The following is a 24,930-nucleotide window of genomic DNA, read 5'->3' on the forward strand; positions in this document are numbered from 1 at the left end:
GGCGGTGGATGGGCATGGCACCCGCAGCATCATGGCCGATCTGGATCATCCGCGCAGCGCATCCACCTCGCTTTACCGGGCACAGGTCGAAAGCCTGTATGTCGATGCCATGGTGCTGGCAGACGAGGCCTATGCCGCGCTGGCCGGTGGTCGCGGTGACAGCGACCAAGCGGTCGGCGCAGCTGACCGGATCGCATTAGCCTGCGAATCACTCAAGACGACCACGCGGTTGATGCATGTGATTGCCTGGCTGTTGCACCAGCGCGCGCTGATCGCGGGCGAGCCGGGGGCGAGCGACAAAGACAGTGCAGCGCAGCTGGGCGAGGCCCTGGAAGCCGATGCCGCGCTTTGTCGTCGCTTTGATCCGCTGGTGCAGCGGATTGTAAGCGATAGCGAGCGGCTGTTTGCGCGCGTCAAACGGCTGGATGGCGAATGGCGCGCCACGCGCAATGTGGCCCCGGTGCAGGCGCTGCTCGGCGAATTGCAGGCGCGGCTCTAGCCGAGCCATTCTACCCAAGCACCATGCGCATGGGCATGGCCCAAGACGCGCGGGGCGCCGTCACCCGGCCAATGCCTGACCGTTAATTCGTGCAAAAAGGTCGCGCGGTTGGTTTCCAGCATCTGCCAAGCCAGCGGGCGGTCGGTGCTCGCACGGGCCCCTGCCGCCTCGATCATGGCGGTGATGGCGGCGCGGCGCGCGTCGCCCAGATATTGCCAAACAATACTGTGCTGGATCACGCGGGTGACCCCGGCCTGCTGCGGTCGCGCCAGCCGTGCCGCGACCCAATCTGCGGCGTCGGCGGCGACAACGTCTGGCCTGCGTTCGCCTGCCAGCGCGATGGCGGCATCCATCCGCGCCAGCCGTTCCGGCGCGTCGGGCCAGACATAGGCCTTGATGCGCAGCGCCTGGGCTGGGTCGCCGAGGTCAGCAGGATTTATGTCGCATCCGGCGATTTCGGTAATGTCCACTCTGGCCGATGGCGGCGGCGGGCCGCGCCATTCCGGGCGAATTTGCATCGGCGATGCAGGTGGTCCGGCGATCGTGCCGCCAAGGTCAAAATGGTAGCGTTCCATCATGGTATTGATGCCCGCGCTCGCGCCGACCTCGCTTATCTCGACGCGCGTGCCCCCGCGCGAAGCCAGCCACAACAGGCCGGCCATCAGGCTGGCCGAGCGCCCCGCTTCGTTTGTCTGCGGCGGGCCGTCGAACCAGGGCAGCAGCGCAGCGTCATGATCGGCAACGACGGCAGCGACGAGTGCGTCAACCGCTGGTTGGTCGTGGACCGACCCCGCATAGAGGGGCGCAAGCCGCCCTTCAGCCCCCGATAAGCACAGGTAATGCAGCCCGCCGGCAAAGCGCAGCGGCATTGCATCTTCGAGCGGCAGGCCGGGCCATTCGCGGATGCGCCGCCCTACCGCACTGTTTCCCTGCATCAAGGGGAGCATCGCGCGGACGACGCTGGCGGTAATCGGCGCGCCATGATGGGTGCAGTGTTGCGCCTGAAATTCGATCCCGGCCGCGACGCGCCCGTCTTCCATCGCGTGGTTGGCATTGCCGTCCATGTCCTTGCCCTTTCGCGCGCGCATCCCTAAGTCGCAGCGCTTATGGCCGAACCGTTGATCTTTGCCATCCCCAAGGGGCGGATATTGGACGAGGCGCTGCCGTTGCTGGCGGCGGCGGGGATCACGCCTGCGCCCGATTTTTTCGACAAGGCCAGCCGGGCGCTGGTGTTTCCCACGAGCCAGCCGCATGTCAGCCTGATCCGTGTCCGCGCTTTTGACGTCGCCACGTTCGTCGCCCATGGCGCGGCGCACCTGGGCATCGTCGGTTCCGACGCAATCGACGAATTTGGCTATACCGAGCTTTATGCGCCTGTGGACCTGAACATTGGCCATTGCCGCCTGTCGGTTGCCGCGCCCTCGGGAACCAATCTGCCGGGCGCTGGTGCCAGCCATGTCCGCGTTGCCACCAAATATCCTGCCAGCACGCGCCGCTGGTTCGCTGCGCGCGGGGTTCAGGCCGAATGCATCAAATTGAATGGCGCGATGGAAATTGCACCGTCGCTGGGGCTGGCCAGCCATATTGTTGATCTGGTGTCATCAGGTGCAACGCTGCGCGAGAATGGTTTGCAGGAATTGGCGGTCATGAGCCAGGTTTCGGCGCGGTTGGTGGTGAACCGCGCTGCATTCAAGCTGCGTCCGGATGACGTGCCGCCGTTGGTGGCCGCTTTTCGCGATGCTGTAGGACAGACCCATGCCGCAATGGCTTGACGCGTCCGACCCCGATTTCGGCACGGCTTTCGACGCGCTCGTTGGCGCGCGTCGCGAGAGCGATGCCGATGTGTCGCGCGACGTTGCGGCCATCATTGCCGACGTGCGCGCACGCGGCGATGCGGCGGTGGCCGAACTGACGCTGCGGTTCGATCGCGTCGATCTGGACGGCTTGGGCTGGCGCATCGGCACTGCCGAATGTGTTGCGGCTTATGCCGCGCTCGATCGCGATTTGCGCGCTGCGCTCGATTTGGCTGCCAATCGTATTGCCGATTTCCACGCCAAGCAGCGCCCGACCGACAGCGAAGCGACCGACGCCAGCGGCGCGCGGCTGGGCAGTCGCTGGCGCGCGGTCGATGCGGCGGGGATCTACGTGCCCGGCGGGCGCGCCGCCTATCCCTCGTCGGTCCTGATGAACGCCATTCCCGCCAAGGTGGCGGGGGTCGAGCGGCTGGTGATGGTCACCCCGACACCCAATGGTGAGGTTAACCCGCTGGTATTGGCCGCAGCGCATCTGGCGCGGGTTGATGAGGTATGGCGGATCGGCGGGGCGCAAGCGGTGGCCGCGCTGGCGCTCGGGACCCGCAGTATCGCTCCGGTTGATGTCATCACCGGCCCCGGCAATGCCTGGGTTGCCGAAGCCAAGCGCCAGCTGTTCGGCGTGGTTGGCATCGATATGGTCGCCGGGCCAAGCGAGATTGTGGTGGTCGCCGATGCCGACAATGATCCGCAATTCATCGCTGCCGACTTGCTGAGCCAGGCCGAGCATGACCCGACCAGCCAATCGATCCTGTTCACCGACAACGCCGATTTTGCCCGCGCGGTATGGGCGGCGGTGGACGCCACGATTCCGACGCTTGGTACCGCCGCGGTCGCCGAAGCGAGTTGGCGCGATCATGGGGCAATTGTGATTGTGCCAACCTTGGCCGAAGCAATCCCGTTGTGCGACCGGCTGGCACCCGAACATCTGCAGCTGGCGGTCGATGCCGATGTGGCCGAGGCGCTGTTCGCCAGGGTGCGGCATGCCGGGTCTGTGTTTCTGGGGCGCCATACGCCCGAGGCGATTGGCGATTATGTCGCTGGGCCGAACCATGTGCTGCCAACCGGGCGGCGCGCGCGCTTTTCATCCGGCCTTTCGGTGCTGGATTTCATGAAGCGCACCAGTTTTCTGGCGCTCGACGAAGCCGCTTTGGCAGCGATTGGCCCGGCGGCGGTGGCGCTTGCCGGTGCCGAAGGGCTGCCCGCGCACGCCCTGTCTGTATCCCAAAGGTTGAAGTAATGTCCAAGACCCAGGCCCGCTCTGCTGCCCGGCTCGCCGCCGTGCAGGCGCTCTACCAGCACGAGATGGAAGGGACGCCGCTGCCCAAGCTGCTGACAGAATTCCATCACCATCGGCTGGGCGCGGAAATTGAGGATGCGCAATATGCCAAAGCGGATGGCACCTTTTTTGACGATGTGGTGAAGGGCACGCTGGCGCGCGCGGATGAAATTGATGCTGCCATCACAGCGCGGCTGGCCGACGGCTGGACGCTCGACCGGCTCGACAAAGCGATGAAGGCGATTTTGCGTGCGGGAACCTATGAATTGATCGCGCGCGCCGACGTGCCGCGCGGTGCGGTGGTCAATGAATATGTCGATGTCGCCAAAGCCTTTTTCGACGCGCGCGAGGCGGGGTTTGTGAACGGCCTGCTTGACGCGATCGGTGGCGCGGTGCGCGCGGGTTAAGCGCGCGTTCATCGGCAAATGTCACTCTTTCGGAACCAATGGTCCGGGGAGATATGACCATGAAATCAGCGCGCTTAGCCTTTGCGATTGCCACGACGATGCTGGCCGTGCCGGCTGCTGGACAATCCTCCCCCAGTTTCCTTGACGGCGATTATTGGTCGCGCCAGTCGCTGTCGCTCGATCAGGAAAAAGTGCGCGGCCTGCTGGAAAATGGCAAGGTCGAGGCGGCTCTGGCGCGCCTTGCACCCATGGCCGAGCGCGGCGATGCGTGGGCACAGGCCGTGTTGGGGGCGGAACTGTACAAACGCGGGGATGCGCGTGCGCTCTATTGGATTGAGGCGGCGGCAACGCAGGGCCATGCGCCGTCTGCCCTGTTCATGGGCGTAGCCTATGCGACCGGTCAGGGCTTTGACCGCGATCCGGCAATTGCCAAAGGTTGGCTGTTGCTGGCGGCGCGGCGCGGGGACCGGGTGGTGATCCGCGATGCCCATCGCATCATGCGTCAGCTGGACAAAATCAGCTGATCAGCGCGCTGACGGGCGCCGATCCAAAAATAGCAGCGGAATATCGACACGCTCGGCCCAAGCGGTTTCATTGTGCGCGGTGCCGGTAAAGGCACGCGCTTCGTAATTGGGCCAGCGCCACCCGCGCGCCGCCATCATGGCATCAAATGCCTCGGCATAGGGTGGGTAAAATTCGTCGAGCGTCGCCGTCCCATGGTCGCGGTAGAGGCGGTGGACCTTGGGATCGAGCTTGGCGGTGGCGAGCCATTTGGCAAAGGCGTCGGCGACAGCCTGCGCAGCAGCAGCGCGCTCGCCCTCTGGAATGTCGGGATTGGCCAGCGGCAGGTGCATCGACACCGCCGCTGCTTGCCCGAACACATCGGGATATTCGCCCATGGCATAGAGCGACATCAGTCCGCCCATCGAGCTGCCCATGACCGAGGTGTTGGCGCGGTCGCTCAGCGTACGAAAACGGCCATCGACCCATTGTTTGAGTTCGCCGGTCAGGAATTTGAGGTATTTGTCGCCCAGCAATGTTTGGGCGCCCTTTTCAGGGCCGAGATCGATACCGCGCACGCGCTGCTGAAACGCGGGCGGCAGATGCACGAGCAGCTTTTCGGGAAATAAAGTGGCATAGCGCGCCTTAGGGCTGGCGATGCCGACGATAATGTGGCTGCGCAATTGTCCGGCGGCGGCCATGCGGCTGACCGCCTCGTCCATCTGCCATTCCTGCCCGTAACCGGCAAGCGCCTTGTCGAACAGATTTTGGCCGTCGTGCATATAGATAACGGGAAAGCTCTTTGTGGCGTCGCGATCATATTCGGCGGGCAGCCAGACCCAGATGGTGAGCGGGTCGATATGCTTTGATGGGAAATCGGGGACGGTGGTGACGCGCCCGGCAGCGACGCTGACTGGCTGTGCGGTTTGGGCGATCGCGGGTGGGGTGAGGAAGAGCAACGCACTCAGCACCGCCAAAATTCTGGACATAAATTCCCCCGCAAAAAACACCGAAGTGCTGAGCTTGTCGAAGCACGCGGCGCATCATCAAACCGTTGTGAAGGGCTGCGCCGCGCCCTTCGACAAGCTCAGGGCTACGGTTTTTCTTCGCCAGCGGCAAGCGAGGCGATAAAGGGAGATCATGAACGAGGACGCCTTTATCGCGCGATTGCGTGCCTTCGCCAGCCATCCCGCTGCGCGCGGCCTGATGGACGACGCGGCAGTGCTGGAGGTCGGTGGGCAGGGGCTGGTGCTGACACACGACATCCTGGTCGAGGGGGTTCATTTTCTGGGTGATGATGCGCCCGAGAGCGTGGCTTGGAAGCTGGTCGCGGTGAATATGTCGGATCTTGCCGCCAAGGGCGCGACGCCGATTGGTGTGTTGATGGGCGCGGGGCTGGCGCGCGGGGGCGCTTGGGATACGGCTTTTGCCGAAGGGCTGGACGAAGCGCTTCGCCATTTTGGCTCGCCCTTGCTGGGCGGCGACACGGTGGCGATGCCGCCGGGCGGGCCGGTGACGCTGGGGCTGACCGCGATCGGCCTGGCTCCAGCGGGCGGCGCACCGTCGCGCAGCGGCGCGCGGCCGGGCGATGAGCTGTGGGTCAGTGGCAGCATTGGCGATGCCGGGCTGGGGCTGTTGATGCGGCAGGGTAAGCTGAGCGGCGGGCTGGGCAGCCTGGCCTATGCCTACACCCACCCGCAGCCCAATCTGGCGTTGGGGCAGGCACTGGCTCCGTTGGTGAGTGCGATGGCCGATGTGTCCGACGGGCTGTTGATCGATGCCCAGCGCATTGCTGCGGCGAGCGGAGTGATGGTGGAACTAGCGCTGGATACCGTGCCGCTGTCGGATGGGTGGCGCATGGTGCGCGGCGAGGGGGTAAATGACCGAATCGCGGCGGCGACGATGGGCGATGACTATCAGCTGCTGTTTTCTGCGCCTCCAGGGCAGGCAGAGGCGGTGCTGGCTGCGGGTTTGCTGTGCGGAGGGGAGTTGGTGCGCATCGGGCGCTGTGTGGCGGGGGCCGGGCTGCGGTTGGCGTTTGATGGGACGGCTGTGCCGTTGCCCGAGCGATTGGGGTACCGTCATTAAAACCGTCATTGCGAGGAGCGAAGCGACGAAGCAATCCAGAGCGGCCCGAAACCAACTTTGGCACTGTGTTGCTCTGGATTGCTTCGCTGCACTCGCAATGACGGAATCTGTCTTCAAAACCCGCGCGAAAAGCGGGGTTGCCCTTGTCACACTTTGCCACCATAAGCGCGGCCGCACTGGGTCTCTCGCAACATCGCGGCCTGTTTCGTCGGCGTCACTCGCCGGGTTGGGGACAGGATTGCGCGAAAGGGCGCGGGCGGACCCGTCCAAGGGGAAGGAAGTTTTTTCATGAATCTGGTTTTGATCGCTTTGGCGTGCGGCCTGATCGCCGTGCTCTATGGGATCGTTACCAGCCGTCAGGTGCTGAGCGCCTCGGCTGGTAACGCAAAAATGCAGGAAATCGCCGCCGCCATTCAGGAAGGCGCGTCGGCCTATCTCGGCCGCCAATACCGCACCATCGCCATCGTCGGCGTTGTCGTTGCGGTGCTGGTTGGCCTGTTCCTCGACATCATTCCGGCAATCGGCTTTGTGATTGGCGCGGTGCTGTCAGGCGTGGCGGGCTATATCGGCATGAATATTTCGGTTCGCGCGAACGTCCGCACGGCCGAAGCCGCGCGCGGCACGCTGCAGGGCGGCCTGACCATGGCATTTCGCGCCGGGGCTATCACCGGCATGCTGGTGGCGGGCCTGGCGCTGATCGCGATTGCCGGCTTCTTTTGGTATCTGGTTGGCCCCGCTGGCCTTGCGGCCAATGACCGCGTGGTCATCGACGGTCTTGTCGGTCTGGCCTTTGGCGCGTCGCTGATTTCGATCTTCGCGCGTCTGGGTGGCGGTATCTTTACCAAGGCCGCCGACGTCGGCGCCGACTTGGTGGGCAAGGTCGAAGCGGGCATCCCCGAGGATGATCCACGCAACCCCGCCGTGATTGCCGACAACGTCGGCGATAATGTGGGCGACTGCGCGGGCATGGCCGCCGACTTGTTCGAAACCTATGTCGTCACCGTTGGCGCGACGATGGTGCTGATTGCGCTGCTCGTCACCACCGCGGGCGACATGCTGCTCCCGCTGATGGCGCTGCCGCTGCTGATTGGCGGCGTGTGCATCGTGACGTCGATTCTGGGCACATACTTCGTGCGCCTGGGCGGCGGCACCAACATCATGGGCGCGATGTACAAGGGCTTCCTGGTCACCGCGATCAGCTCGATCCCGGCGATCTGGTTCGCCATCGACTATGCGCTGGGCGGCATGGAGGTGGACGTGGGCGGCTACACCGGCCGCACGCTCTTCTATTGCTCGTTGCTCGGTCTGATCATCACTGGCGTGTTGGTGTGGATCACCGAATATTATACCGGTACCAACTACCGCCCGGTGCGGAGCATCGCCAAGGCATCCGAAACGGGCCACGGCACCAACGTCATCCAGGGGCTGGCGATTTCGCTGGAATCGACCGCGCTGCCGACGCTGGTGATCTGTGCTGGCATCATCATCGCATACCAGCTGGCGGGCCTGATTGGCATTGCCTTTGCCGCGACCGCAATGCTGGCGCTGGCGGGCATGGTCGTTGCACTGGACGCCTATGGTCCGGTGACCGACAATGCTGGCGGCATCGCCGAAATGGCGGGGCTGGAAGACAGCGTGCGCGAGAAAACCGATGCGCTGGACGCCGTGGGCAACACCACCAAGGCCGTGACCAAGGGCTATGCCATTGGGTCGGCGGGTCTGGCGGCGCTGGTGCTGTTCGGCACCTACACCGCAGACATCACCGCTTACTCGGACAAGCTGGGGCTCAGCGCGCCGCTGACCTTCTCGCTGTCATCGCCGTACGTGATTGTGGGCCTGCTGCTCGGCGCGCTGCTGCCCTACCTCTTCGGGGCGATGGGCATGACCGCCGTGGGCCGCGCAGCGGGTGACGTGGTGAAGGATGTGCGCGAACAGTTCGCGACCAACAAGGGCATTATGGACGGCACCAGCCGCCCTGATTATGCCCGCACGGTAGACCTGGTGACCAAGGCAGCGATCAAAGAAATGATCATCCCGTCGCTGCTGCCGGTGCTGGCGCCGATCGTGGTGTTCTTCGTCATTCGCGCCGTTGCTGGCCCGGTCGCAGCTTTTGAAGCGCTCGGTGCATTGCTGCTTGGCGTGATCGTCGGCGGGCTGTTCGTCGCCATCTCGATGACGTCGGGTGGCGGCGCATGGGACAACGCCAAGAAGTACATCGAAGATGGCAACCACGGCGGCAAGGGCAGCGAAGCCCATAAGGCCGCGGTGACCGGCGACACGGTGGGCGATCCGTATAAGGACACTGCAGGGCCAGCGGTCAACCCGATGATCAAGATCACCAACATCGTGGCGATCCTGCTGCTCGCGGCACTCGCGCACGGCTGATCTGGACATTTTTTGTAAATGCATAACCCCGGCGGAGCGATCCGCCGGGGTTTTTCTTGTCTTTTGCCCGCAACATACTTGCCATGCGCCGCGAACTTCATAGGATGTCCGTCAGAACGCTATCGTGCGTTTGACCGGGGAATCGGGTTCGCGGGTCGCAACAGTCCGCCGGACCGACAAGTTTGTGGAGCAGACAAATGCTGAAAAAGCTGATGGTCGCGGCGCTGCTGGCGACGACGGCGGCTGCGCCGGGCATGGCGCAGACGGAAGATAATCGCGATATTGTTGTGACAGCCAAGAAGGGCCGGGTGGCGACGGCGGTATTCGCCAAGGAACGCTTCATGCAGTCGCCGCGCCTGTCGCCCGATGGCAAAAAAATCGCACTGATGATGACTGCGAACGGCGTCGACAATCTGGGTTGGTACGATGTTGATTCCGCTAGCCCCAAGCCGGAATTCTTTGCGAAGGCGCAGGAGTTTCGCGAAGCCGGCGACCGCACCGTGGGCGGCTGGCAATGGGTTGGCAATCGCACCATCGTGTTCACGCTGGCATCGCGCGAAATTATTGGTGGGCAGCGCGGCGATGTGACGCGGCTGGTCGCCTATAACATCGAAACCAAGAAGCTGACGCCGATCGCATGGGAAGACACGGGTTCTTACGCCAATATCGAATATGTCGACCATGATGAGGAATTTGCCCTGATCCAGCGCAACACGCTGAAAGACCAAGTGTTCGGTCGCGCCGAGGTGATCCGTTTCGACTTCAAAACCGGCAAGATGAGCATGGTCCAGCGTCCCAATCTGGAAGTCAGCAACTGGTATATCGATGGCAAGGGCGTTGTGCGCGCCGGGTCCGGTTATGACAGCAAGACCGGCAAAGAGCGGCTGATGTACCGGTCGAACGAGAAAGAGGTATTGAAGACGGTCCAAAATGCGGCTGACCAGACCTTTACCGAGGCGGCCATTTATCCGTCCGTCTTCCTTGACGAGCCCGACATGGCCATCGCCACGAGCAACAAGGATGGGTTCCGCAAGGTTTACAAGGTCAACATGAAGACCATGGAAATCGTCGGCCCGCCGATGTTCCAGCTAAAAGGCTATGACGTCGATGGCGTAATCCCCAACGAAGACCAGAATAATGTCGCGGGATACTCCTTTACCACCACGCGCAGTGGCGCCCGCTTTACCGACCCCAAGTTGGCAGAGATCCAGGCGGCGCTCAATGAAACCTTTGGCGCGGGCAAGGTAACCATCAGTTCGACCGATCGCGGCGACAACCGGGTCATCGCCTTCGTCGGCGCCCCTAATCAGGCCGGGGCCTATTATCTTTTCGACACAGTGACGGGGAAAATCCGGCTGCTGGGGTATCTCAATGCCATCTTGGGCGAGGCCGAGCTTAATCCGACCGAGACCATCGTATATAAGGCGTCGGACGGCATGGACATTCCGGCGGTGGTCACCTGGCCCCGTCACCGGCCGCACCGCAAGAATTTGCCGGTGGTCGTTTTGCCGCACGGCGGCCCGTTCGGTGTGCGCGACACCGAGAATTTCTATACCGAAGCATCGTGGCATCAGGCGCTGGCCGAGCTTGGCTATGTCGTGATCAAGCCCAATTATCGTGGATCGGGCGGCTATGGCCGCGAGTTCGTGAAGGAAGGGCGCAAGCCGACGGGCTACGGCAAACGCATGCAGGACGACAAGAATGATGCCGTAACCTGGTTCGCGGCGCAGGGCTTTATCGATCCCAAGCGTGCCTGCATCATGGGCTGGTCCTATGGCGGCTATGCTGCCGCGCGCGGCGCACAGCGCGACCCCGATGTGTGGCGCTGCGCTATCGCCGGTGCTGGCGTGTACGACATGGCGATGATGAACCGCTGGGATGCCAACAACCTGGGCGAGTTCAGCTCGAAGTTTCAGGACACATCGGATGACCCCAATGGCATTTCGTCGGCACAAAACACCGATGGCCGCTGGGCGCCGATCTTGATCGTCGCTGGCCTGCGTGACCAGCGCATCCCGATTGAGCAGTCGCGCACGTTGGTGTCGCGCCTCAAAGGGTCGGGCAAGAAGGAAGACATCGATTTCCGCTACATCGAGCAGCCCAAGGGGACGCACAACCTGCCTTATGAGGATGTGCATATCGAATGGCTGACGGAGACCGAGGCTTGGCTGCGCCGGTTCAATCCTGCCTATATCGAGACCGACCCCGATAAGGAGCCGCCGGTCGTCGTGACCGCAGAGCTGAAGTAAAAGCTCTATTGGCAACCATGTTCCCCGGCGAAAGCCGGGGGCCAGCGGCGCTAACTACTATTGGTTCGTGTTGCCCTGGACTCCGGCTTGCGCCGGAGAACAGGCGTTGCTTTAGCTTTTCGCGGCCATTTGCGCGGCATAGCCTGCTTGCACCATCGCGCTCATGCGGGCGAACAGCGCGTCGGGGTCGGCGCGGCGCAGCGCAGCAATTTGCGCCTCCATGCCTTCGGCGATGATCAGCTCGCGCGTACCCGCCTTGATCGCTTCGACCATTTGCCGCGCCGCTTCCTCCGGGCGGATGCCGTTGTCGATGGCGGCGTCGCTGACCCCGCGCACGCTGCCGTCGGCGTTGAGTGCGTTGCGGCTGACATTGGTGGCGACCGATCCGGGGCACACGACCAGCACCTTGAGGCCGAGATGCTCATTTTCGGCGCGCAGCGCGTCATGATAGCCCACCACGCCGTGCTTGGCGGCGCAGTAAGCGGTGCGCAGCGGGACGCCGGCCAGTCCTGCGACACTGGAGATCGCCACCACATGCCCGCCGCCCGCGCTAAGCATGCGCGCCAGATTGGCCTGTGCAAAAGCGATGGGGGCAAGAAGGTCGACTGCGATGATGCGTTCATAGACGGCATAGTCAGTATCGACGGCCAAGCTGCGCTGCGAAATGCCGGCATTGTTGACGATGCCATTGACGCGGCCTGCCCAGTCCCAGGCCTGTTCGACCAGTGAGGGAAGTGCGCCCGTATCGGTGGCCTCAAACGGCAGGAGGAGTGTGTCGCCACAGCCTGCCGCTACCTCCTCCAGCGCGGCGACGTTGCGCCCCGACAGGATCAGTCGCGCCCCTTCGCCCGCCAGCGCGCGGGCGAGCGCCGCGCCGATGCCCGATGAGGATCCGGTGATCCACCAGACCTGTCCCTGCATTCCCAATTCCTCTCTGCCCCTTGTTCGTGCGAAGGGTGCGGCGCGGTGACGTGCGGGTCAAGCAGGCTTATGAAAAGGCCGTAAAACTGGCACTTTCGCGCGGGGGTGGCATTTTTGTTGCGAATCTGTTATAATCATTCGCAACGCTGAGACCGACGTGAACGGTCCAGACGCTTTGGAGCCTCTTCACTTGCTATCCTGAACCATGGACGTGTTGCAATGCGCACACCGGTGCTGATCCAGCATCCGGCGCTCACAGGGCACGACATGGCGAAAAGGCTGGCCTGTCAGATGAAAGGAATGCGGATGTCCGCCAGTTTTCTGTTCGATGTCGGTGACTATGTTGTTTACCCCAAGCATGGCGTGGGTCGCGTAATCGAACTGCAAAAATCCGAAATCGCTGGAATGCAGCTGGAACTTTATGTTCTGCGTTTCGAAAAGGAAAAAATGACGCTGCGCGTGCCGACCAACAAGGCCGAAAGCGTTGGCATGCGCAAACTGTCGTCAGACAAGACGCTGAAGGAAGCGCTGCAGGTGCTGACCACCAAGCCGCGCGTGAAGCGCACCATGTGGTCGCGCCGTGCGCAGGAATATGAAGCGAAGATCAATTCGGGCGATCTGGTGTCGATCGCCGAAGTGACGCGCGACCTTTTCCGCGCGGACGACCAGCCCGAGCAAAGCTATTCGGAGCGCCAGATTTTCGAAGCGGCATCGAGCCGCCTGGCGCGCGAACTCGCCGCGATGGAAGAGACCGACGAAAAGACCGCGCAGGCGAAGTTGCTCGAGATTCTGAACAAGCATGCGCCGCTTTATTATGCGGAGAAAGCGGTCTGACGACTTGAATCCAGCCTGCTCCCCGGCGGAAGCCGGGGCCCAGAGCGAGATTGAACCGTCGGTGGATGCCGACCTGGACCCCGGCTTTGGCCGGGGGACGGTGTGCTTTAAAATCGTCAGTACCGTGCGCCAACAAAATACAGCCCATCGGGCGGCGCGTTGAGCCCCAGCGCTTGCCGGTCCGCTGCCTCCAACGCGGCTTGCAAATCTTCGCCCGTCCAGCGGCCGTTGCCCACTTGCACCAGGCTGCCCACCATTGACCGCACCTGATGGTGAAGGAAGCTGCGTGCGGCTGCGCTGATCAATATTTCGTCGCCGTCGCGTTCCACGTCGAGCCGGTCGAGCGTTTTGATCGGGCTGTCGGCCTGGCACTGCACCGAACGGAAGGTGGTGAAGTCATGGTTGCCGACCAGCAACTGCGCGGCAGCGTGCATTGCGTCGGCTTCGAGTGGCTGCCCGACCTGCCAGCAAAGTCCCTTGTCAAAGGTCAGCGGCGCGCGGCGGTTGACGATGCGGTAGAGATATTCGCGCCCGATGCACGAAAAGCGCGCGTGCCAATCGTCGGCGACGGTTTCGCACGCCAGCACGGCGACGGGGGCGGGGCGGAGCTGCGCGTTTAATGCTTCCATCAGGCGAAAGGGGCCGCGCGGAAAATCAAGGTCGACGTGCGCGCGCATGGCGATGGCGTGGACGCCGGCATCCGTGCGCCCCGCGCTGTATATCAGCGACTCTGCGCCGGTGATGCGCGCGAGGGCTTCCTCGAGCGTTTGCTGCACGCTGGGGCCATGTGCCTGGCGCTGCCAGCCCATATAGGGGCGGCCATCATATTCGAGGGTCAGCGCGAAGCGGGTCATGCCAAACGTGTCCCAGCGGAGATGGGCCAACCGCGCAGCAATTCTTCCGCGCTCATCGCGGGCCTGCCGGCGCGCTGCACGCGCAGCGCGCGGACGGCACCGGGGTTGCAGGCGATGGTGAGGCGGTCGTCAAGCGTCACGCCCGGCGGCATCCCCTGCGGCACGTCGGCGGGGGAAACCACGTCAGCTGTGAGAAGTTTGACGCGCTCGCCCGCTAGTTCGAACCACGCCCCCGGCGCGGGGTTGAAGGCGCGGACGGCGCGTTCGACCTGCACGGCGCTGACCATGAAATCGAGGCTAGCCTCGCTCTTGTCGATCTTGGGGGCATAGAGCGCGCCGGTTTCGGGCTGCGGTTCGGGCGGATGGGCGGCGAGGTTTGCCAGCACCTCCACCATCAATTCCGCGCCCATGTCCGCCAGCTCCGCGGTCAGCTCACCAGCGGTCTTGCCCGCGACCGGCGTGCGGCCGATGAGCCGCATGGCGCCGGTGTCGAGGCCCGCGTCCATCTGCATGATCGTGACGCCGGTTTCGGCATCGCCCGCCAATATCGCCCGCTGCACCGGCGCCGCACCGCGCCAGCGGGGGAGGATGCTGCCATGGACGTTAAGGCAGCCGTGGGTAGGCGCATCGAGCACCGCCTGTGGCAGGATCAGGCCGTATGCTGCGACCACCGCGATATCGGCGTTTAGTGCAGTCAAGTCAGCCTGCGCCTCGGCGCTTTTCAGGCTGGCGGGGGTGCGCACCGGCAGCCCATGCGCTTCGGCCCAGTCATGCACCGCGCTCTGCTGCACCTTTTTCCCGCGCTGCGCCGGGCGGGGGGGCTGGGTATAGACGGCGACAACATCATGCCCCGCCGCGACCAATGCGGCGAGCGTCGGCACCGCAAAGGGCGGCGTGCCCATGAAGATGATGCGCATTGTCATTTTGTGCCTGCCGCTTAAGACCATGTGCCATGGCATCGCAAGACATAGAGACGCTGGTCCAGCAACTCGCCCGGCTCCCCGGGCTGGGGCCTCGGTCGGCGCGGCGTGCGGTGCTGCATCTGATGAAGAAGCGCGAGAGTGTGTTCGCGCCCCTGCTCGCCGCGATGCAGGGGGTGGCCGAGCGGCTGGTGACGTGCGGGGTGTGCGGCAATATCGACACGCGCGATCCGTGCAGCATTTGCACCGATGCGCGGCGCGATGCGCGCAGCCTTTGCGTGGTCGAGGAAGTGTCCGACCTGTGGGCGCTTGATCGCTCGCGGCTGTTTCCCGGCAAATATCATGTGCTCGGCGGGCGGCTGTCGGCGCTGGAGGGGGTTAGGCCGCAGGACCTGACCATCGACGCGCTGGTCGCACGCGTCAGCGCAGGCGGGATCGACGAGGTCGTGCTGGCGATGAACGCGACGCTGGAGGGGCAGACGACGGCGCATTACCTCGCCGAGCGGCTGGAGGGGCTGCCGGTAAGGTTGACGCAGCTGGCGCATGGTTTGCCCGTGGGGGGTGAGCTGGATTATCTCGATGAGGGGACGCTGGCGCAGGCGCTCAGGGCAAGGCGGCCGATTGGGTGACGCAAGCTTTGGCTTGCCGCGCGTTGAAAACATTCATTGAGAATAGTTCGGCCTCGGCCGGTTGCTGATGGGGTCTGGCTGGAGCCATGGTGGCATTGGCCGGATAGCGCACACCGTCAAATGGCAACAAGGCTCGGTGGGGTGTCGTACCACCTCCTGATATCCGCACGCTAAGGTCATGCCAACGATTGCTCTTGCTCGGCAGAACCTCAATCGGCGGCCATCCAAGCGAAATATCGCCAACGAGCCTAAACTTATTGCCAACGGGTGTCAGTATCATGGTCCCGCAACCTCCGGTGCCGCATTGGCACGGGTCCGTGATGTAGATGATGTGTTCCATCCGCCCATCTTTGTTGAGGTCATATTGCGCTTCAACATAGTTTGGTGCGTTGGGAGATATTGTGATTAGTAGGTCGGTGCTGTTCGCAAACAATCGGCCACCATTTTGCTCAGGCGTACAAGCCGTTAACGCCAAGGAAAATGGCATCAGGCCGTAAACGATGGGTGTGCGCATAGCTGCACCTTATGCTGCAAGATACGCGTCACCAACTTGTGATTTTCCACCCTCTCCCTTGAGACAGCGGGGGGCCACCCCCTTGACCTCACCCCCCGCCATCCATAACTGACCCTTCATGGCCATCCTTCCCATCATCGAAACGCCCGATCCGCGTTTGCGGCAGATTTCCAAGCCCGTCGAAACCTTCGACGACGACCTCCGCACGCTGATCGCCGACATGTTTGAAACCATGTACGACGCGCCCGGCATTGGCCTCGCCGCGATTCAGGTCGGCGTGCCCAAGCGGCTGCTCGTCATCGATCTGCAGGAGCCGGATCCCGAGGATGAGGAGGGGAAGAAGGTCATCCGCAACCCCCGCATCTTTGTGAACCCGGTGTTTTCCGATCCGACCGAGGAGCATAGCGTCTATCAGGAGGGCTGCCTGTCGGTCCCCGAACAATATGCCGACGTCACCCGCCCGGCCGAAATTACCGTCGACTGGCAGGACGAATATGGCAAGCCGCACCGCGAACGCATGACCGGCCTGATGGCGACGTGCATCCAGCACGAGCATGACCATCTGGAGGGCATCCTCTTCATCGACCATCTGTCGCGGCTGAAGCGTGAAATGGTGCTGAAGAAATTGGCGAAGGTGCGGAAAGCGGCGTGAACTGCTCCCCGGCGAAAGCCGGGGCCCAGCGCGTCACACCAAGAACGTCGTCTAAGCAAGCTCTGGAGCCCGGCTTTCGCCGGGGAACGGATCAAGTTACTCCGCCGCCTTCGCCACGCCCACCATCGCCGCGCGCAACAGACGGTCCTTGAGCATATATCCCGGCGCCATTTCCATCACGATCGTGCCGGGTTCGGCATCGGCCGAGGGGATTTCCACCATCGCCTGATGCTGGTTGGGGTCGAGCGGCAGGCCGACCGACGCGATGCGTTTGATCCCGTGGCGTTCGAACACGCTCATCAGCTCGCGCTCGGTGGCCTCGAGGCCTGCGACCAGGCCCTTCATCGCCTCATCTTCGCGCGCAGCCTCAGGGATCGCGGCGAGAGCGCGGGTCAGATTGTCGCCGACCGACAAAATGTCGCGTGCGAATTTGGTGACGGCGTAAGTGTGCGCGTCGGCAACTTCCTTTTCGGCGCGGCGGCGCACATTCTGCGTTTCGGCCTGCGCATAGAGCAGGTCCTGTTGCAGTGCGGCGACCTGTTCGTTCAGCGTTGCCAGCGCTTCGGCTTCAGCCACTTCGGCCCCGGTTTCGGGCGTTTCCGGGGTTTCGGGACGTTCGATTTTCTCTTCGGTGCTCATTCGTTTATCGCATCAATCGTGACAGGGTTTGGGCGGTGAAATCCACCATGGGAACGATGCGCGCATAGTTCAAGCGGGTGGGGCCGATAACCCCCACCACGCCGACCATGCGCCCGTCGCTGCCGTGATAGGGCGCGGCTATGACCGAAGAGCCCGACAGCGAAAAGAGTTTATTCTCCGAACCGATGAAAATCCGCGTGGCATCCCCGCTGCGCGCGCTGTCGAGCAGGGCGGCAATTTCCTGTTTGCTTTCCAGCTCGTCGAGCAATTGCCGCACGCGGTCGAGATCGCCGACCGCGCCATCGTCGAGCAGATGCGCCTGCCCGCGCACAATCAGCACCGGGCGGTCAGCGCCGTCGGATGACCAGATGGCCAGCCCGCGCGCGACAAGGTCCTGCGCAGCGCGGTCGATGGCGATGCGCTCAGCCTCCAGCTCGCGGCGGACCCGGGCGAGGGCGTCGGCAAGTGTGTGGCCCGCCAGTGTGGCGGTGATATAGTTGCCCGCCTCGACCAGCGCCGAAGGGCCTACACCGTGCGGTAGATCAATAACGCGGTTTTCGACCGACCCATCGCCGGCGACCAGCACGACGAGCGCTTGATCGGCGGACAGCGGCACGAAACTTATCTGGCGCAGCACGCGCTCGGCCTTGGGGACCAAGACCAGTCCCGCGCAGGCGGAAAGGCCAGACAGCGCGGCGGTCGCCTGCGCCAAAGCGGCCTCGATGGGGCCGCTTTCGGCGATGCTGGCCTCGATTTGCGCACGGTCCTCTGCACTGGGTTCCGCAACCTGCATCATGCCGTCAACGAACAGGCGCAGACCCGATTCGGTGGGCATTCGCCCAGCGCTGGTGTGCGGGCTCGCGAGCAACCCTGCTTCCTCCAGATCCTGCATGACATTGCGGATTGATGCTGGGGAGAGATTCAAGGCGCTGAATTTCGACAGCGTGCGCGAGCCGACGGGCTGGCCATTTTCGAGGTAAGCCTCGACCACCAGCCGGAACACATCGCGCGCACGCGTGGTGAGTTCGGTGATGGGGGACGGGGTCATGCGAAAGATTTAGGGGGGGAGGGGGGCAAGGGCAAGGGAGCAAGCGCTCTCCGGCGAAGCCGGGGTCCAGCGCGACGCCAAGCAAACCGTGGACCATGCTGCCCTGGATTCCGGCTTTCGCCGGAAAGTAGCATGGGGCAATGGTTGCCCAGCCCCTCCATCCCCGCTAAGCGCGCCGCTTCATTTACAGGAGATTCCCCCATGCGCCCATCCGGCCGCGCGCCTGACCAGATGCGTCCCGTTGCCCTTGAAACCGGTTATACCATCCATGCCGAGGGCAGTGTGCTGGTGAGCTTTGGCAATACCAAGGTGCTGGTGACCGCCAGTGTCGAAGAGCGCGTCCCGCCCTTCCTTCGCGGCAAGGGGCAGGGGTGGGTGACCGCCGAATATGGCATGCTGCCCCGCGCCACCCACACGCGCGGCAATCGCGAAGCGGCCAAAGGCAAACAGTCGGGGCGGACGCAAGAAATCCAGCGGCTGATCGGGCGGTCTTTGCGTGCCGTAGTCGACATGAAGAAGCTGGGTGAGCGCCAGATTACATTGGACTGCGACGTTATCCAGGCCGACGGCGGCACGCGCACGGCGTCGATCTCCGGCGCCTGGGCGGCGTTAAGGCTGGCGGTCGACAAGTTGATCGCTAGCGGTGCGATTGCCGAAGACCCGATTACCGACAAAGTGGCGGCGATTTCGTGCGGGATCTTTCAGGGCACGCCGGTGCTCGACCTAGATTATGACGAGGACAGCAATGCCGAGGCCGACGCCAACTTCGTGTTGACCGGGTCGGGCCAGATCGTCGAAGTGCAGGCGACCGCCGAGGGCGCGACCTATGACGAGGAAGCGCTGCTGCGCCTGTTGCGATTGGCGCGCATCGGCTGCGCGGAAATTTTCGCGGCGCAGGACCGGGCGACGGGGCGGTAAATGCCGCGCAAGCTCGCCCCCGGAAAGCTGGTGATCGCCAGCCACAATGCGGGCAAGGTGCGCGAGATCCGCGCGCTGCTTGAACCCTATGGCATCGATCCGGTGTCGGCAGGCGAGCTGGGTTTGCCCGAGCCGGAGGAAACCGGCACGACATTCGCCGAAAATGCTCGGTTGAAGGCGCACGCTGCGGCGCAAGGCTCGGGGCTGCCCGCGCTCGCCGACGACAGCGGGCTGTGCGTGGCCGCACTAGCTGGCCGCCCCGGCGTTTACACCGCCGACTGGGCCGAGCGGCAGGCGTTCGAAGGACCGCCCGGGCGCGACTGGTATCTGGCAATGGGCAAAGTCGAAGGCTTGCTGGCGGAGCAGGGACCGGACGTCGACCGGAGCGCATACTTCATCTGCACCCTCGCGATCGCCTGGCCCGATGGCCATGATGAGGTTTTTGAAGGACGCGTGCACGGCGCGCTGACCTGGCCGCCGCGCGGGACGCTGGGCTTTGGTTATGATCCGGTGTTTGTTCCGGTTGGTAACACGCTGACTTTCGCGGAGATTGATCCGGACGAAAAGCATGCGATCAGCCACCGGGCCGATGCCTTTGCGAAATTGGTGGCGGGGGTTTTCTAGGGCCAGACGATGTTTATCGAGAAAGCCTATGAGCAGCGCGAGACGCTATCTGATCGGGACCTTGAACGACTAGCTGCGGCATTGCGAGACAAAGTCGAACGTTATGAAGTTGCCACACAAAACTATCCACCTGATCGAATGGAGAAGCACGGATTTCCTTTTCTTCATCGATTGCAATTTCAACTGGTCGAAGTGAACCGGACACTCACAGAACGCAAAAAACGCAGCGAGTAATGACACTGCCTCTGCTCGCCCTCTACATCCATTGGCCGTTTTGCGTGGCCAAATGCCCCTATTGTGATTTCAACAGCCATGTCCGCGATCAGATAGATTACACGGAGTGGCAGGTGGCACTGCTCGCCGATTTGCGGCATGAGGCGGCGTTGTTGCCGGGTCGCAAAGTCTCCTCGATCTTCTTTGGCGGCGGCACGCCCAGCCTGATGTCGCCCGCGACGGTCGCCGCCCTGATTGCCGAGGCTGACCGGCTTTGGGGGTTGACCGGCGATTGCGAGATCACGCTGGAAGCAAATCCCAACTCGGTCGAGGTCGCCAATTTCGCCGCGCTTGCCTCCGCCGGGGTCAACCGCGTATCGATTGGCGTTCAGAGCTTCGAGCCGCAGGCGCTTGATTTCCTAGGCCGTGCGCATGATGCCGACGAAGCCCGGCGCGCCATCGCTACCGCGCAGGCACATTTCGCGCGGGTCAGCTTCGACCTCATCTACGCCCGTCCCGGCCAAACCCACGCCGCATGGGAGCGAGAATTGGCCGAGGCGCTGGCATTCGGGACCGACCATCTGTCGCTCTATCAGCTGACCATCGAACCCGGCACGCGCTTTGCTATCCTGGCGGCGAAGGGCGAACTTATCATCCCCGATGGCGATGCCGCCGCCGATTTGTTCGAGGCGACCGATGCGATGACCCGCGCCGCCGGGCTGCCGCGCTACGAGGTGTCGAACCACGCGCGGGTAGGTAGCGAAAGCCGTCATAATCTGACCTATTGGCGCTACGGCGACTATGCAGGCGTCGGGCCAGGCGCGCATGGTCGGCGGCTGGGGCAGGCCACCGAGCGGCACAAGAAGCCGGAGAATTACCTCGGCGCGGTTGAGCGCAACGGCCATGGTTTGAAGGTCGAAAGCCCGCTGTCGCCTGTGCAACGCGCCAATGAGGCGCTGGTCATGGGCCTGCGGCTTGCCGAGGGGGTTGATCTGGCGCGGATTGAGGCAGCGAGCGGACTGTCGCGCAGTGCGTTTCTGGATGCAGCGGCGGTGGGACGGCTCGAAGGCCAGGGGTTGATGATTACGGAAGGCGACCGGCTTGCTGTCAGCGACGTGGGGATTTTATTGTTGGACAGCGTGCTGGCTGAGGTGGTGTGCACCGACTAATTCAACCCGGTCCGTCCTGCGCTTGTTGAAGGACAGTCCTTTTCTTTTGCGGCGGAAAAGGGGAAGAACGGCCCTTCGACAAGCTCAGGGCAGTCGGGGTAAGAAAACTGACAGAGTTGCTCACCAACTGGCAATCGCACCTGACGCACGAGCGCCGCCGCTCGGTGCACACGGTGCGCGCTTATGTTGCCACCGCTGAGCGCTTTTGCGCCTTCCTCGAAACGCACAATGGCGCTGCGGTAAGCTCCGCCACTCTCGCCAAACTCGATGCCAGCGACATGCGCGCGTTCCTCGCCCAGCGGCGCGGCGAGGGCCTGACCAATGCATCGGCGGCGCGCGAGTTGTCGGCGCTCCGCGCCTTTCTTCGCTTTGTTGGCGGGCCGGATGCGACGCTTCCTGCATTGCGCGGGCCGCGCGTCAAGAAGGGGCTACCGCGTCCTGTCGCGCCGGCGGAGGCAATTCAACTGGCGCAGGACGTTGCTGCCAATGCGCGCGATGGCTGGATCGGCGCGCGCGATTTTGCTTTGTTGTTGCTGCTCTATGGTGCCGGGCTGCGAATTGGTGAGGCGCTGGCGCTGACCGGGGCGTCGTTGCCGCTGGAAGGCGTGCTGCGCGTCACCGGCAAGCGCGGCAAGACAAGGCAAGTGCCGATATTGCCTGCGGTCCGCGACGCGGTGACGGCCTATACCAACCTCTGCCCCTTTGGCCTCGATCCGCAAGGCCCGCTGTTCCGCGGCGCGCGCGGGGGCGCGCTTGATCCGGGTGTGGTGCGAGCAAATGTGCGCAGCGCACGGCGCGCGCTGGGGCTGTCCGAACGCACCACGCCGCATGCGCTGCGTCACAGTTTTGCCACGCATCTGCTGGCAGGCGGGGCCGATCTGCGCAGCTTGCAGGAGTTGCTTGGCCACGCCAGCCTGGCCTCGACGCAGATTTATACGGCGGTCGATGCGGCGCAGTTGCTCGATATTTATCGCACCGCGCATCCGCGGGCTGATTAGCTGCGCGGCTTTGGTTTCCACGTGATCACGCGATAGAAGTACACCAGCACCAAGGTACCAATCGCTACCACTGCGAGCGGGCCGATAAAGCGATCTACCTCGGCAAATTGCTTGCCGAACCAGCTGCCCGCGCCGGCGAGCGCGGTAATCCAGATCGTCGAACCGGCGGCGGTCCAAATCAGGAACTTGAGCTGGTTCATGCGCACCATTCCGGCGGGCAGCGAGATCATCGTGCGCGCGATGGGCAGGAAGCGGCAGACGAAGACGATGCCCGAGCCATATTTCAGGAAGAAGGCGTGCAGCCGCTCGACCTCGTCCCAATCGAGCGTCAACCAGCGGCCGTAGCGGTCAATCAACGGCTTGAGCCGCTCATAGCCAACCCAGCGGCCGATGCCGTACCATACCCAATTGCCCAGCGTGGTGCCCGCTACCGCGACCGCGACGAGCGGCCAAAATTCGAATCGTCCCTGCGCAACTGCAACGCCGCCCAGCGCCATGATTACTTCAGACGGGATGGGCGGGAAAATATTCTCAAGGAACATCAGGATGAAAATCCCGACATAACCCCAGCCTTCAATCAGATCGAGAATGAACTCGGTCATGCCGCCAACCGTGCTTCGATGGCGTCCCAGATCATGCCCGCAACATCGCTGTTGTTGAACGCGTCGATTGCGACGATGCCGGTGGGCGAAGTGACGTTGATCTCGGTCAGCCATTCGCCACCGATGACATCGATGCCGACAAAAATGAGACCGCGTTCTTTGAGCTGCGGTCCAAGCACCGCGCAAATTTCGGCCTCGCGTGGGGTAAGTTGGGTCGCTTCGGCATAGCCGCCAACCGCAAGGTTGCTGCGAAACTCGCCCACGCCGGGCTTGCGGTTGATGGCGCCGGCGATTTCGCCATCCACCAGCACGATGCGCTTGTCACCATCGGCCACGCTGGGCAGGAATTGCTGGACCATGAAGGGTTCGGGCCAGATTTGCGCGAAAATCTCTACCAGCGCGCCCAGGTTGCTGCCGTCGGCGTCGATCTTGAAAACCGCCTTTCCACCATTGCCATGCAGCGGCTTAATCACCACCGCGCCATATTCGGCCTGAAAGCGCTTCACTTCGTTCAGGTCGCGGGTGACCAGCGTTGGCGGCATAAATTGCGGGAAGTCGAGCACAAAAACCTTTTCGGGTGCGTTGCGCACCGCCGCCGGATCGTTGACCACCAGCGTTTGGTCCTTGATGCGCTCGAGCAGCCAGGTGCCGGTGAGATAGCCCAAGTCAAATGGCGGGTCTTGGCGCATTAGCACCACGTCAATCTCGGCACCCAGGTCAATTCGCTCAGGCTCACCAAAGCGGAAATGCTCGCCCGCCACGCGTTGCAGATCATGCACTGGGTGGGCCAGCGCGGTCAGCTTGCCCGCCTCCCAGCTCAGCGAGCGGACGTCATAATGCCAGATTGCATGGCCACGCGCCTGCGCGCTGAGCATCAGGGCAAAACTCGAATCGCCCTTGATATTGATACCCTCCATGGGGTCCATCTGCACCGCGACGCGCAATTTCATGCTCAAAATCCTTGCTTCACGGCTGCCAGACGTTGGTCAGATGGCGCGGGCATCGCCATGGTGCAAGCAGCATCACATCGATGCGGATATTTTCGTGCGTGCGGGCAAGGCGCGGGGCAAGCATTTGTACCGCCGCGGCCACGCGCCTTAGCCGCCAAGCGTCGACAGCGGTGTCGAGGTCGGCAGCCTTGGCGCGCCATTTGACTTCGATAAATGCCAGAGTTCCGCTGCGCCGCGCAATCAGGTCAACTTCGCCTACCGCGATACGCTGGCGCCGCGCGATGATACGCCACCCGTGCAGGCGCAGCCACCATGCCGCGAGCGTCTCGCCGCGCCGCCCGCGAGCCTCGGCGCGCTGGCGCTTCAAGCGCTGCCTTTGAGCGCGAGCGCGCGTGCATAAATGTCGCTACGTTCACGTCCAAAGCGCGCGGCAACGGCTTTGGCGGCTTTGGCAACAGGAAGTGTTTCGAGCGACTCGGCCAGTGCCGCATCAATATCGGCTTCGTTCCCGTCCTCAGCCGTATCGCTTGGCGGCGGCGCAACCACCACCACAATCTCTCCTTTCGGTGGTGAATTGGCATAGAGCGCGGCGAGATCGGCCAACGGTCCCGTCACACATTCTTCATACAGCTTGGTCAGCTCGCGTGCGACTGCTGCGTCGCGGTTGCCCAGCCCGGCGGCCAGTGCCGCCAGTGTGGCCGACAGGCGTGGTCCGCTTTCGTAGAAGACCAGCGTCGCGCGGATGCTGGCTAGTTCGGCGATGCTATCGCCGCGCGCCTTGGCTTTTGATGGCAGAAAGCCCGCAAACAGAAAGCGGTCGGTTGGCAGCCCAGCCAGCGTCAACGCAGCGATGGCCGCGCAAGGGCCGGGCAGGGTGACGACATGACGCCCGGCCGCGCGCGCTTCGCGTACCAATCTATACCCCGGATCGGAAATCAGCGGCGTGCCCGCGTCGCTCACCAATGCCACCACTTCGCTGGCCGCGCGCGCGACCAGCGCATCGCGCACGGCGGCGTCGCTATGGTCGTGATAGGCGATAAGCGGTACTTTGGCCCCGAGATGCCGCAGCAGCTTGGCCGTTACGCGCGTGTCTTCGGCGGCAATCACATCTGCGCTTTTCAAGACCGCTGCAGCGCGCACCGTCAGGTCACCAAGGTTGCCGATAGGGGTCGCAACGATGTAGAGGCCCGGCGAGGGAGTGATGGAGATGGACGAATCCGGCATGG

Annotated in this window: 28 protein-coding genes; 16 read left to right on the plus strand and 12 right to left on the minus strand. The window is 63.4% G+C overall.

Features of this window, described 5'->3' with window-relative positions; translation table 11 throughout:
* Positions 1 to 31: 31 nt before the first annotated feature.
* Positions 32 to 499: a DUF1465 family protein gene (locus AC2TC0_RS06460; protein WP_484716696.1), complete on the plus strand. Its 468-nt coding sequence runs from the start codon at positions 32 to 34 to the stop codon at positions 497 to 499.
* Here the strand turns inward: AC2TC0_RS06460 and AC2TC0_RS06465 are convergent.
* Positions 496 to 1,563 carry a DUF2332 domain-containing protein gene (locus tag AC2TC0_RS06465; RefSeq protein WP_484716697.1) on the minus strand — a complete coding sequence of 356 codons (1,068 nt, stop codon included), beginning with the start codon at positions 1,561 to 1,563 and terminating at the stop codon, positions 496 to 498. The genes AC2TC0_RS06460 and AC2TC0_RS06465 overlap by 4 nt on opposite strands.
* 42 nt (positions 1,564 to 1,605) lie before the next feature.
* On the opposite strand from AC2TC0_RS06465, the gene hisG reads away from it, so the two are divergent.
* From hisG to AC2TC0_RS06485, 4 genes are read left to right on the plus strand one after another with little or no spacing between them, the layout of a single operon-like run.
* Positions 1,606 to 2,271: an ATP phosphoribosyltransferase gene (hisG, locus tag AC2TC0_RS06470; protein ID WP_484716698.1), complete on the plus strand. Its 666-nt coding sequence runs from the start codon at positions 1,606 to 1,608 to the stop codon at positions 2,269 to 2,271.
* Positions 2,255 to 3,550, plus strand: a complete 1,296-nt coding sequence (gene hisD, locus AC2TC0_RS06475; RefSeq protein ID WP_484716699.1) for a histidinol dehydrogenase — start codon at positions 2,255 to 2,257, stop codon at positions 3,548 to 3,550. Before hisG ends, hisD begins: the two co-directional genes overlap by 17 nt.
* Positions 3,550 to 3,996: a transcription antitermination factor NusB gene (nusB, locus tag AC2TC0_RS06480; protein WP_484716700.1), complete on the plus strand. Its 447-nt coding sequence runs from the start codon at positions 3,550 to 3,552 to the stop codon at positions 3,994 to 3,996. Before hisD ends, nusB begins: the two co-directional genes overlap by 1 nt.
* A gap of 53 nt (positions 3,997 to 4,049) precedes the next feature.
* Positions 4,050 to 4,520: a tetratricopeptide repeat protein gene (locus AC2TC0_RS06485; RefSeq protein ID WP_484716701.1), complete on the plus strand. Its 471-nt coding sequence runs from the start codon at positions 4,050 to 4,052 to the stop codon at positions 4,518 to 4,520.
* Here AC2TC0_RS06485 and AC2TC0_RS06490 read toward each other — a convergent pair whose 3' ends face one another.
* On the minus strand, positions 4,521 to 5,486 hold the full coding sequence (locus AC2TC0_RS06490; protein WP_484716702.1) for an alpha/beta hydrolase: 966 nt from the start codon (positions 5,484 to 5,486) through the stop codon (positions 4,521 to 4,523).
* A gap of 148 nt (positions 5,487 to 5,634) precedes the next feature.
* Here AC2TC0_RS06490 and thiL point away from each other — a divergent pair, with 148 nt between their 5' ends.
* The 3 genes from thiL to AC2TC0_RS06505 all read left to right on the plus strand — a co-directional run bounded on the left by thiL (position 5,635) and on the right by AC2TC0_RS06505 (position 11,219).
* Positions 5,635 to 6,585, plus strand: a complete 951-nt coding sequence (gene thiL, locus AC2TC0_RS06495) for a thiamine-phosphate kinase (RefSeq protein ID WP_484717467.1) — start codon at positions 5,635 to 5,637, stop codon at positions 6,583 to 6,585.
* Positions 6,586 to 6,873: 288 nt separating this feature from the next.
* Entirely contained in the window at positions 6,874 to 8,970 is a 2,097-nt protein-coding gene (locus AC2TC0_RS06500) for a sodium-translocating pyrophosphatase (RefSeq protein ID WP_484716703.1), read from the plus strand.
* Between the two features lie 197 nt (positions 8,971 to 9,167).
* A complete protein-coding gene (locus tag AC2TC0_RS06505; RefSeq protein ID WP_484716704.1) occupies positions 9,168 to 11,219 on the plus strand; it encodes an alpha/beta hydrolase family protein in 2,052 nt (683 codons plus the stop codon).
* Between the two features lie 111 nt (positions 11,220 to 11,330).
* On the opposite strand, the gene AC2TC0_RS06510 is transcribed toward AC2TC0_RS06505, so the two are convergent.
* Positions 11,331 to 12,140 carry an SDR family NAD(P)-dependent oxidoreductase gene (locus AC2TC0_RS06510; protein WP_484716705.1) on the minus strand — a complete coding sequence of 270 codons (810 nt, stop codon included), beginning with the start codon at positions 12,138 to 12,140 and terminating at the stop codon, positions 11,331 to 11,333.
* A 306-nt stretch (positions 12,141 to 12,446) separates the two neighbouring features.
* On the opposite strand from AC2TC0_RS06510, the gene AC2TC0_RS06515 reads away from it, so the two are divergent.
* Entirely contained in the window at positions 12,447 to 12,974 is a 528-nt protein-coding gene (locus AC2TC0_RS06515; protein ID WP_484717468.1) for a CarD family transcriptional regulator, read from the plus strand.
* Between the two features lie 116 nt (positions 12,975 to 13,090).
* On the opposite strand, the gene truA is transcribed toward AC2TC0_RS06515, so the two are convergent.
* Complete coding sequence (truA, locus tag AC2TC0_RS06520) at positions 13,091 to 13,828, minus strand: tRNA pseudouridine(38-40) synthase TruA (protein WP_484716706.1); 738 nt, start codon at positions 13,826 to 13,828, stop codon at positions 13,091 to 13,093.
* Positions 13,825 to 14,745 (minus strand): methionyl-tRNA formyltransferase, encoded by a 921-nt coding sequence (gene fmt / locus AC2TC0_RS06525; protein ID WP_484717469.1) that lies wholly within the window; start codon positions 14,743 to 14,745, stop codon positions 13,825 to 13,827. Before fmt ends, truA begins: the two co-directional genes overlap by 4 nt.
* A 35-nt stretch (positions 14,746 to 14,780) precedes the next feature.
* On the opposite strand from fmt, the gene recR reads away from it, so the two are divergent.
* Entirely contained in the window at positions 14,781 to 15,377 is a 597-nt protein-coding gene (gene recR / locus AC2TC0_RS06530) for a recombination mediator RecR (RefSeq protein WP_484716707.1), read from the plus strand.
* Here the strand turns inward: recR and AC2TC0_RS06535 are convergent.
* Entirely contained in the window at positions 15,352 to 15,891 is a 540-nt protein-coding gene (locus tag AC2TC0_RS06535; RefSeq protein WP_484716708.1) for a hypothetical protein, read from the minus strand. The genes recR and AC2TC0_RS06535 overlap by 26 nt on opposite strands.
* A 118-nt stretch (positions 15,892 to 16,009) precedes the next feature.
* Between AC2TC0_RS06535 and def the strand changes: the two genes are divergently transcribed.
* The gene (def, locus tag AC2TC0_RS06540) at positions 16,010 to 16,543 is read left to right on the plus strand and encodes a peptide deformylase (protein ID WP_484716709.1); all 534 of its coding nucleotides are present in this window, start codon (positions 16,010 to 16,012) and stop codon (positions 16,541 to 16,543) included.
* 96 nt (positions 16,544 to 16,639) lie between these two features.
* Here the strand turns inward: def and grpE are convergent, their stop codons facing one another.
* Positions 16,640 to 17,182 carry a nucleotide exchange factor GrpE gene (gene grpE, locus AC2TC0_RS06545; RefSeq protein WP_484716710.1) on the minus strand — a complete coding sequence of 181 codons (543 nt, stop codon included), beginning with the start codon at positions 17,180 to 17,182 and terminating at the stop codon, positions 16,640 to 16,642.
* Between the two features lie 4 nt (positions 17,183 to 17,186).
* Positions 17,187 to 18,230 carry a heat-inducible transcriptional repressor HrcA gene (gene hrcA / locus AC2TC0_RS06550; protein WP_484716711.1) on the minus strand — a complete coding sequence of 348 codons (1,044 nt, stop codon included), beginning with the start codon at positions 18,228 to 18,230 and terminating at the stop codon, positions 17,187 to 17,189.
* 201 nt (positions 18,231 to 18,431) lie between these two features.
* Here hrcA and rph point away from each other — a divergent pair, with 201 nt between their 5' ends.
* From rph to AC2TC0_RS06575, 5 genes are all read left to right on the plus strand, one after another.
* Positions 18,432 to 19,148, plus strand: a complete 717-nt coding sequence (rph, locus tag AC2TC0_RS06555; protein WP_484716712.1) for a ribonuclease PH — start codon at positions 18,432 to 18,434, stop codon at positions 19,146 to 19,148.
* On the plus strand, positions 19,149 to 19,772 hold the full coding sequence (gene rdgB, locus AC2TC0_RS06560) for an RdgB/HAM1 family non-canonical purine NTP pyrophosphatase (protein WP_484716713.1): 624 nt from the start codon (positions 19,149 to 19,151) through the stop codon (positions 19,770 to 19,772).
* Positions 19,773 to 19,781: 9 nt separating this feature from the next.
* Positions 19,782 to 20,006: a hypothetical protein gene (locus tag AC2TC0_RS06565; protein WP_484716714.1), complete on the plus strand. Its 225-nt coding sequence runs from the start codon at positions 19,782 to 19,784 to the stop codon at positions 20,004 to 20,006.
* On the plus strand, positions 20,006 to 21,154 hold the full coding sequence (hemW, locus tag AC2TC0_RS06570) for a radical SAM family heme chaperone HemW (protein WP_484716715.1): 1,149 nt from the start codon (positions 20,006 to 20,008) through the stop codon (positions 21,152 to 21,154). Before AC2TC0_RS06565 ends, hemW begins: the two co-directional genes overlap by 1 nt.
* 107 nt (positions 21,155 to 21,261) lie before the next feature.
* Positions 21,262 to 22,152, plus strand: a complete 891-nt coding sequence (locus AC2TC0_RS06575; RefSeq protein WP_484717470.1) for a tyrosine recombinase XerC — start codon at positions 21,262 to 21,264, stop codon at positions 22,150 to 22,152.
* Here the strand turns inward: AC2TC0_RS06575 and AC2TC0_RS06580 are convergent.
* From AC2TC0_RS06580 to rsmI, 4 genes are read right to left on the minus strand one after another with little or no spacing between them, the layout of a single operon-like run.
* Entirely contained in the window at positions 22,149 to 22,754 is a 606-nt protein-coding gene (locus AC2TC0_RS06580) for a DedA family protein (protein ID WP_484716716.1), read from the minus strand. The two genes, AC2TC0_RS06575 and AC2TC0_RS06580, sit on opposite strands and share 4 nt — an antisense overlap.
* On the minus strand, positions 22,751 to 23,704 hold the full coding sequence (gshB, locus tag AC2TC0_RS06585; RefSeq protein WP_484716717.1) for a glutathione synthase: 954 nt from the start codon (positions 23,702 to 23,704) through the stop codon (positions 22,751 to 22,753). Before gshB ends, AC2TC0_RS06580 begins: the two co-directional genes overlap by 4 nt.
* Positions 23,705 to 23,720: 16 nt before the next feature.
* Positions 23,721 to 24,071, minus strand: a complete 351-nt coding sequence (locus AC2TC0_RS06590; RefSeq protein ID WP_484716718.1) for a YraN family protein — start codon at positions 24,069 to 24,071, stop codon at positions 23,721 to 23,723.
* Positions 24,068 to 24,928, minus strand: coding sequence for a 16S rRNA (cytidine(1402)-2'-O)-methyltransferase (rsmI, locus tag AC2TC0_RS06595; protein WP_484716719.1), 861 nt, complete (start codon positions 24,926 to 24,928; stop codon positions 24,068 to 24,070). Before rsmI ends, AC2TC0_RS06590 begins: the two co-directional genes overlap by 4 nt.
* Between the last annotated feature and the right edge of the window lie 2 nt (positions 24,929 to 24,930).

Source organism: Sphingopyxis sp. sgz302558 (assembly GCF_057220455.1).

Excerpts from the sequence above, each read along its gene's own strand:
- AC2TC0_RS06460 (WP_484716696.1), top strand. The coding sequence starts at position 32 with ATGGCCGATCTGGATCATCCGCGCAGCGCATCCACCTCGCTTTACCGG.
- AC2TC0_RS06465 (WP_484716697.1), bottom strand. The coding sequence starts at position 1,563 with ATGGACGGCAATGCCAACCACGCGATGGAAGACGGGCGCGTCGCGGCC.
- hisG (WP_484716698.1), top strand. The coding sequence starts at position 1,606 with ATGGCCGAACCGTTGATCTTTGCCATCCCCAAGGGGCGGATATTGGAC.
- hisD (WP_484716699.1), top strand. The coding sequence starts at position 2,255 with ATGCCGCAATGGCTTGACGCGTCCGACCCCGATTTCGGCACGGCTTTC.
- nusB (WP_484716700.1), top strand. The coding sequence starts at position 3,550 with ATGTCCAAGACCCAGGCCCGCTCTGCTGCCCGGCTCGCCGCCGTGCAG.
- AC2TC0_RS06485 (WP_484716701.1), top strand. The coding sequence starts at position 4,050 with ATGACCATGAAATCAGCGCGCTTAGCCTTTGCGATTGCCACGACGATG.
- AC2TC0_RS06490 (WP_484716702.1), bottom strand. The coding sequence starts at position 5,486 with ATGTCCAGAATTTTGGCGGTGCTGAGTGCGTTGCTCTTCCTCACCCCA.
- AC2TC0_RS06500 (WP_484716703.1), top strand. The coding sequence starts at position 6,874 with ATGAATCTGGTTTTGATCGCTTTGGCGTGCGGCCTGATCGCCGTGCTC.
- AC2TC0_RS06505 (WP_484716704.1), top strand. The coding sequence starts at position 9,168 with ATGCTGAAAAAGCTGATGGTCGCGGCGCTGCTGGCGACGACGGCGGCT.
- AC2TC0_RS06510 (WP_484716705.1), bottom strand. The coding sequence starts at position 12,140 with ATGCAGGGACAGGTCTGGTGGATCACCGGATCCTCATCGGGCATCGGC.
- AC2TC0_RS06515 (WP_484717468.1), top strand. The coding sequence starts at position 12,447 with ATGTCCGCCAGTTTTCTGTTCGATGTCGGTGACTATGTTGTTTACCCC.
- truA (WP_484716706.1), bottom strand. The coding sequence starts at position 13,828 with ATGACCCGCTTCGCGCTGACCCTCGAATATGATGGCCGCCCCTATATG.
- fmt (WP_484717469.1), bottom strand. The coding sequence starts at position 14,745 with ATGCGCATCATCTTCATGGGCACGCCGCCCTTTGCGGTGCCGACGCTC.
- recR (WP_484716707.1), top strand. The coding sequence starts at position 14,781 with ATGGCATCGCAAGACATAGAGACGCTGGTCCAGCAACTCGCCCGGCTC.
- AC2TC0_RS06535 (WP_484716708.1), bottom strand. The coding sequence starts at position 15,891 with ATGCGCACACCCATCGTTTACGGCCTGATGCCATTTTCCTTGGCGTTA.
- def (WP_484716709.1), top strand. The coding sequence starts at position 16,010 with ATGGCCATCCTTCCCATCATCGAAACGCCCGATCCGCGTTTGCGGCAG.
- grpE (WP_484716710.1), bottom strand. The coding sequence starts at position 17,182 with ATGAGCACCGAAGAGAAAATCGAACGTCCCGAAACCCCGGAAACGCCC.
- hrcA (WP_484716711.1), bottom strand. The coding sequence starts at position 18,230 with ATGACCCCGTCCCCCATCACCGAACTCACCACGCGTGCGCGCGATGTG.
- rph (WP_484716712.1), top strand. The coding sequence starts at position 18,432 with ATGCGCCCATCCGGCCGCGCGCCTGACCAGATGCGTCCCGTTGCCCTT.
- rdgB (WP_484716713.1), top strand. The coding sequence starts at position 19,149 with ATGCCGCGCAAGCTCGCCCCCGGAAAGCTGGTGATCGCCAGCCACAAT.
- AC2TC0_RS06565 (WP_484716714.1), top strand. The coding sequence starts at position 19,782 with ATGTTTATCGAGAAAGCCTATGAGCAGCGCGAGACGCTATCTGATCGG.
- hemW (WP_484716715.1), top strand. The coding sequence starts at position 20,006 with ATGACACTGCCTCTGCTCGCCCTCTACATCCATTGGCCGTTTTGCGTG.
- AC2TC0_RS06580 (WP_484716716.1), bottom strand. The coding sequence starts at position 22,754 with ATGACCGAGTTCATTCTCGATCTGATTGAAGGCTGGGGTTATGTCGGG.
- gshB (WP_484716717.1), bottom strand. The coding sequence starts at position 23,704 with ATGAAATTGCGCGTCGCGGTGCAGATGGACCCCATGGAGGGTATCAAT.
- rsmI (WP_484716719.1), bottom strand. The coding sequence starts at position 24,928 with ATGCCGGATTCGTCCATCTCCATCACTCCCTCGCCGGGCCTCTACATC.